5 protein-coding genes and 1 pseudogene are annotated in these 5,615 nt (G+C 72.1%); 3 read left to right on the forward strand and 3 right to left on the reverse strand.

The annotated features are described in order from the left end of the window. Positions 1–318: NAD(P)-binding domain-containing protein (locus AC0CYZ_RS04945; RefSeq protein WP_472212917.1), on the reverse strand; the 318-nt coding region annotated here is incomplete at its 3' end. Here AC0CYZ_RS04945 and gndA point away from each other — a divergent pair. Continuing rightward, positions 235–1,215 (forward strand): annotated as a pseudogene (gene gndA / locus AC0CYZ_RS04950) (NADP-dependent phosphogluconate dehydrogenase); the annotation flags it as partial. The gene AC0CYZ_RS04945 and the pseudogene gndA overlap by 84 nt on opposite strands. A 72-nt stretch (positions 1,216–1,287) precedes the next feature. Here the strand turns inward: gndA and AC0CYZ_RS04955 are convergent. Beyond that, positions 1,288–1,995, reverse strand: coding sequence for a hypothetical protein (locus AC0CYZ_RS04955; RefSeq protein WP_472212919.1), 708 nt, complete (start codon positions 1,993–1,995; stop codon positions 1,288–1,290). 123 nt (positions 1,996–2,118) lie between these two features. Between AC0CYZ_RS04955 and AC0CYZ_RS04960 the strand changes: the two genes are divergently transcribed. Together AC0CYZ_RS04960 and AC0CYZ_RS04965 are read left to right on the forward strand one after the other, a co-directional pair. Next, entirely contained in the window at positions 2,119–3,027 is a 909-nt protein-coding gene (locus tag AC0CYZ_RS04960; protein WP_472212920.1) for a cation diffusion facilitator family transporter, read from the forward strand. Further along, on the forward strand, positions 3,024–3,602 hold the full coding sequence (locus AC0CYZ_RS04965; protein WP_472212922.1) for a hypothetical protein: 579 nt from the start codon (positions 3,024–3,026) through the stop codon (positions 3,600–3,602). The genes AC0CYZ_RS04960 and AC0CYZ_RS04965 overlap by 4 nt, the downstream gene beginning before the upstream one ends. Positions 3,603–3,634: 32 nt before the next feature. Here AC0CYZ_RS04965 and typA read toward each other — a convergent pair whose 3' ends face one another. After that, entirely contained in the window at positions 3,635–5,512 is a 1,878-nt protein-coding gene (gene typA, locus AC0CYZ_RS04970) for a translational GTPase TypA (RefSeq protein WP_472212924.1), read from the reverse strand. Positions 5,513–5,615: the final 103 nt, after the last annotated feature.

The following is a 5,615-nucleotide window of genomic DNA, read 5'->3' on the forward strand; positions in this document are numbered from 1 at the left end:
GGCGATGAGCTGCATGTCCGCGTACTCGATGCCGTTGTGGACCATCTTCACGTAGTGGCCGGACGCGCCCTCGCCGATGTAGGTACAGCATGGTGCGCCGTCCACCTGTGCTGAGATTTTGGTGAAGATAGGGGCCACCAAGTCGTAGGCTTCGCGCGGGCCGCCCGGCATCATGCTGGGGCCGTTCAGCGCGCCCTCCTCGCCGCCGGAAACGCCGCACCCCAGCCAGTGGATGCCGGTCCCCTCCTCGAGGACATCTCCGCGCACGTCGACGGCGCACCGTGCTGCACCCACATCGGCGCCGATGGCGCGGGCCACTTCGTGAAGATGGTCCACAACGGCATCGAGTACGCCGACATGCAGCTCATCGCCGAGGCCTACGACCTGCTGCGCTCCGGGCTCGGGATGGACCCGGCGGGCATCGCCGAGGTCTTCCGCACCTGGAACCAGGGCCGCCTGGACTCCTACCTCATCGAGATCACCGCGCAGGTCCTCGCGCACGACGACGCCGCGACCGGCAAGCCGTTCGTCGACGTCGTCGCCGACGAGGCCGAGCAGAAGGGCACCGGACGCTGGACGGTGCAGGCCGCGCTCGACCTCGGCGTCCCGGTGACGGGCATCGCCGAGGCGACGTTCGCCCGCTCGCTCTCGGGCAACCGCACGCTGCGCGACGCGGCCCGGGGGCTCCCCGGCGTCTCCCGCGCCCGCCTCGAGGGCGCGGCCGCGGAGGGGTTCGTCGACGACATCGAGCAGGCCCTCTACTCCTCGAAGATCGTCGCCTACGCCCAGGGCTTCAACGAGATCCAGGCCGGGGCGAACGAGTACGGGTGGTCGATCGACCTCGGGCAGGTCGCGAAGATCTGGCGCGGCGGCTGCATCATCCGCGCCAAGTTCCTCAACGAGATCACCTCGGCCTACGAGCGCGAGCCGGGCCTGACGACCCTGCTCACCGACCCCTCGTTCACCGAGTCGATCGGTGGGGCGCAGGACTCGTGGCGCCGGGTGGTCGCCTCGTCGGCCCAGCTGGGGATCCCGACGCCGGGCTTCTCCTCGGCCCTGTCGTACTACGACGGGATCCGCGCCGAGCGCCTGCCGGCCGCCCTCGTCCAGGGCCAGCGCGACTTCTTCGGCGCCCACACCTACCGGCGCACCGACAAGCCGGGCACGTTCCACACGGCGTGGGCGACGGACAACCGGGCGGAGTCGGAGGCGTAGGTGCCTGCGGCCCGTGAGCACTTTCCCGTGTCATAGGGCGGAAAAGTGCTCACGGGCGCGGAGCGCACCTACCTACCGGGGCACCCCACCCACCGCGTCGACGACGGCATCCCACCGGGTCCGCGCACCCTCGGGGAAGCGGGCCCGGGCGCGGACGTCCTTGCTCGACCCCGGCCGGTAGCGCCGCTTCGCCCACGGCGAGGTGGGCTTGGCGAGCCGGACCGCCCCGACGATCGCGAACGGCAGCACCACCAGCCCGAGCACCGCGAAGATGGGCTTGCCCTTCAGCCCGGCCGTCACCGCGAACGCCAGGGTGATCACCGCCGATCCGAGGACCGTCGGGGCGTTGTCCTCGGCGGCGGCCCCGAACGGGTTCACGCCCAGCACGAGCAGCGCCCCCACCGCGGCCACCACCAGCACCACGTCGACCGAGGCCCGGCCCTGCTCGCTCCAGTAGACGTCGTCGAGGTGCAGCCACAGCGCGAACTCGTCGAGGGTCAGCGCCGCGCCGGCCCCGAACGCGACGGCGAGCACGATCTGCCAGGCGCCCTCCGGCCGGTACAGGAACTCGCCGGCGCCCGCGACGAGCATCAGCAGGATGCCGTGCACGAGGTGGTGGATGTGCACCCCGCCGATCGCCTGGTTGCGGAACGGCCCGCGGCCGGCGCGGATCATCCGGACGATCACCCGCGTCACGAGGAACACCACCAGGAACGACCCGAGCATCCACGCGGCGGTGAGCCGTGTGTCGTCCAGGCCGAAGTCGACGTCCACGTCCATCCGGGGTCCTTCCTCGTCGTCGACCACCCAATGTGACCGACGCGGCGCCCGGATGCGAGGTCGGTGCTGGTCACGGATTGATCGCTCTCGACCTGGACGCGCGGAACGGCCACGATCAGACGCGTGCCGGGCACCGAGGACACCAGGCGTGATCATCGTCTCCTGCTGGTGTCGGTGTTCGCCTCGGCCGCCTTCGCCGTCGTCTCCTGCGTGTGGGGCGTGCTGTCGGGATCGTCGATGATCGTCTTCGACGGGCTCTACTCGTTCGCCTCCATCGGGCTCTCGCTGCTCGCGGTGGCCGCGCTGCGGGTCTCCCGACGCGGGCCCGACGCCGCGCACCCGTGGGGCCGGGAGGAGTGGGAGCCCGTCGTCGTGGTCGTCAAGGCGCTCGCGCTGGGGGCGCTCTCGGTGTACGCGGTCGTCGGCGGCATCACCGACCTCCTCGCCGGGGGCCGGGAGGTCGCCACCGGCTGGGCGCTGGGCTACGCCGTGCTCGCGACGGCGGGTGGGGTCGCGGTCACGCTCGCGCTGCGCCGCGGCGACGGCGGGCTGGTGCGGGCCGAGGCCGCCGAGTGGCAGGGCGACACCCTGCTCTCGGTCGGGGTCCTCGTGGGCTTCGGGCTCGCGGCCGGCCTGGAGGCCGCGGGCCGCGCGGACCTCGCCGCCTACGTCGACCCGGGGATGGTCGTGCTCGTGTCCCTGCTCTTCCTGCGCGTGCCGGCCGGCCTGATCGTGCGGGCGATGCGCGAGGTGCTGGCCATGACGCCGCCCGAGGACACCATGAGCGAGTTGCAGACCGCCGTCGACGAGGTCCGGGACCGCTACCGGATGCGGGAGTCCTTCCTGCGCGCCTCCCAGGTCGGGAGCCGCGTGGACGTCGAGATCGACTACCTGGTGGACGACGGGTCCGCCGTGCACACCGTCGCCGACTGCGACGACGTCCGCGCCGACCTCCACGAGCGCCTGGCCGTCCTGGGCCACGAACGCTCCGTCGTCGTCGCCTTCACGACCGACCGGAGGTGGGCCCAGTGAGCACCACGACGAGCACGACGGACGTCCGCGAGGAGATCGTCGTGCACCTCGGCACCCCGGAGGAGCTGTTCGTCGTCGACCCGCTCGCGCCGCTGTCCGCGCCCGCCACCGATCGCGTCCGCGCGACGCCGGGTGTGGACGAGCTGCTCGGCGAGCTCCTCGGCCGGTCCGGCGTCCGCCGCAAGCGGCGGGTCGTGCTCACCCTGCCCGCCGCAGCGCTCGCCGACAGCGACGTGTCAGGGCGCCTCGAGTCGGGCCTGCGACGCTGGTGCACGGCCCGCATCGAACGCGTCGAGCGGGAGAGCCGGGCGTTGTGGCGGCAGGGCGTGTGGTCGCTGCGCACCGGCCTGCTGCTGTTCGTCGTCGGCCTGGTGCTCTCCAGCGACTTCCTCGATCCGGAGATGCCCCAGGTCCTCCAGGACCTCCTCGGCAACGGCGTGTTCTCCGTCATCGCCTGGATCGGGCTCTGGTACCCCCTCGACCTGCTCTTCTTCGCCCGCTCCCCCGCCAAGCGGGAGATGCGGGCGCTCGACGTGCTGGCGACGACGCCGGTGGAGGTCCGCGCCCGTCCGTGACGCGCGCGGCCCCTCCGTCGGGGACGATGACGTCAGGCGCGGCCCTGCTTGGCCCGGATCCGCTGCCGGTTGCGCAGGTGCGAGTCGAGCTCGACCTTGCGGATCCGCACCGAGCCCGGGGTGACCTCGACGCACTCGTCCTCGGAGCAGAACTCCAGCGCCTGCTCGAGCGACAGGATCCGGGGCGGGGTGAGCCGCTCGAGGACGTCCTGGCTCGACTGGCGCATGTTGGTCAGCTTCTTCTCGCGGACGATGTTGACCTCCATGTCCTCCGAGCGGGAGTTCTCCCCGATGACCATGCCCGTGTAGACGGTCGTGGTCGGCCCGACGAACAGGTCCCCGCGGTCGGCCAGCAGCCCGACGGCGTGGCCGGTCACCGCACCGCTGCGGTCGGCGATCAGCGAGCCCGACAGCCGCGCCCGCAGCTCCCCCACCCACGGCCCGTAGCCGTCGAACAGCTGGTTCGCGATGCCCGTGCCACGGGTCTCGGTGAGGAACTCGGTCCGGAAGCCGATGAGCCCGCGCGACGGGACCCGGTACTCCATGCGCACGTGCGTCGACGACGCCGAGTGGCTCATCTCGAGCATCTCGCCCTTGCGGGCCGCCAGGAGCTGCGTGACCGCGCCCAGGTGCTCCTCGGGGACGTCGACCGACAGGCGCTCGAACGGCTCGTGCAGCTTGCCGTCGATCGTCTTGGTCACGACCTCCGGCTTGCCGACGGTCAGCTCGAAGCCCTCGCGCCGCATCGTCTCGACGAGGATGGCCAGCGCCAGCTCGCCGCGGCCCTGCACCTCCCAGGTGTCGGGGCGCTCGGTGGGCAGCACCCGCATCGACACGTTGCCGACCAGCTCGGCGTCGAGCCGGTTCTTGAGCAGCCGCGCGGTGAGCTTGGTGCCCGGCTTCGGGTCGCGCCCGGCCAGCGGGGAGGTGTTGATCCCGATCGTCATCGAGATCGCGGGCTCGTCGACGGTGATGCGCGGCAGCGGCCGCGGGTCGTCGGGGTCGGCGAGGGTGTCGCCGATGGTGACCTCGGCGATCCCGGCCACCGCGACGATGTCGCCGGCGTCGGCGTGGTCGGCCTGGACCCGCTCGAGGCCCTCGGTGCGCAGCAGCTCGGTGACCTTGACGCGGGTGACGCTGCCGTCCTCGCGGCACCAGCCGACCTGCTGGCCGCGCTTGATGCGCCCGGAGCGGATGCGGCACAGCGCGATGCGGCCGAGGTAGGCCGACGCGTCGAGGTTGGTGACGTGGGCCTGCAGCGGCCCGTTCGGGTCGTCGGCCGGGGCCGGGACCTCGGAGAGCAGCAGCTCGAAGAGCGGGTCGAGGTTCTCGGACTCGGGCACGGTGCCGTCGGCCGGGCGCTCCAGCGAGGCCTTGCCGGCGCGCGCCGAGGCGTACACGACGGGGAGGTCCAGCAGCTGGGTGACGACGTCGTCGTCCATCTCGAGGTCGGTGGCGAGCTCGAGCAGCAGGTCGAGCGACTCGTCGACGACCTCGGCGCAGCGGGCGTCGGGCCGGTCGGTCTTGTTGACCGCGAGGATCACGGGCAGGCGCGCGGCGAGGGCCTTGCGCAGCACGAAGCGAGTCTGCGGGAGCGGGCCCTCCGAGGCGTCGACGAGCAGCACGACGCCGTCGACCATGGAGAGCCCGCGCTCCACCTCGCCGCCGAAGTCGGCGTGGCCGGGGGTGTCGATGATGTTGAAGGTGACGTCCCCGCGGCGCACGGCCGTGTTCTTCGCGAGGATCGTGATGCCCTTCTCGCGCTCGAGGTCGCCGGAGTCCATGACCCGGTCGACGAGCTCGGCACGCGCGGAGAAGGCCCCGGACTGACGGAGCATGGCGTCGACGAGGGTGGTCTTGCCGTGGTCGACGTGGGCGACGATCGCGATGTTGCGCAGGTCGCTGCGCATCACGTGATCGGCGGACCCGGGCCGCTCGAATGCGGTCGTGGTCACGAGGAGGGTGCTTCCTGCCGGAGGGTTCGGTCCTTCCCAGGTTACCGACCGTGATCCG

This window comes from Actinomycetospora sp. (assembly GCF_055612215.1).

Bases quoted from the DNA above. Each gene is read 5' to 3' on its own strand.
- typA (WP_472212924.1), bottom strand. From the start codon at position 5,512: ATGCGCAGCGACCTGCGCAACATCGCGATCGTCGCCCACGTCGACCAC.
- AC0CYZ_RS04955 (WP_472212919.1), bottom strand. From the start codon at position 1,995: ATGGACGTGGACGTCGACTTCGGCCTGGACGACACACGGCTCACCGCC.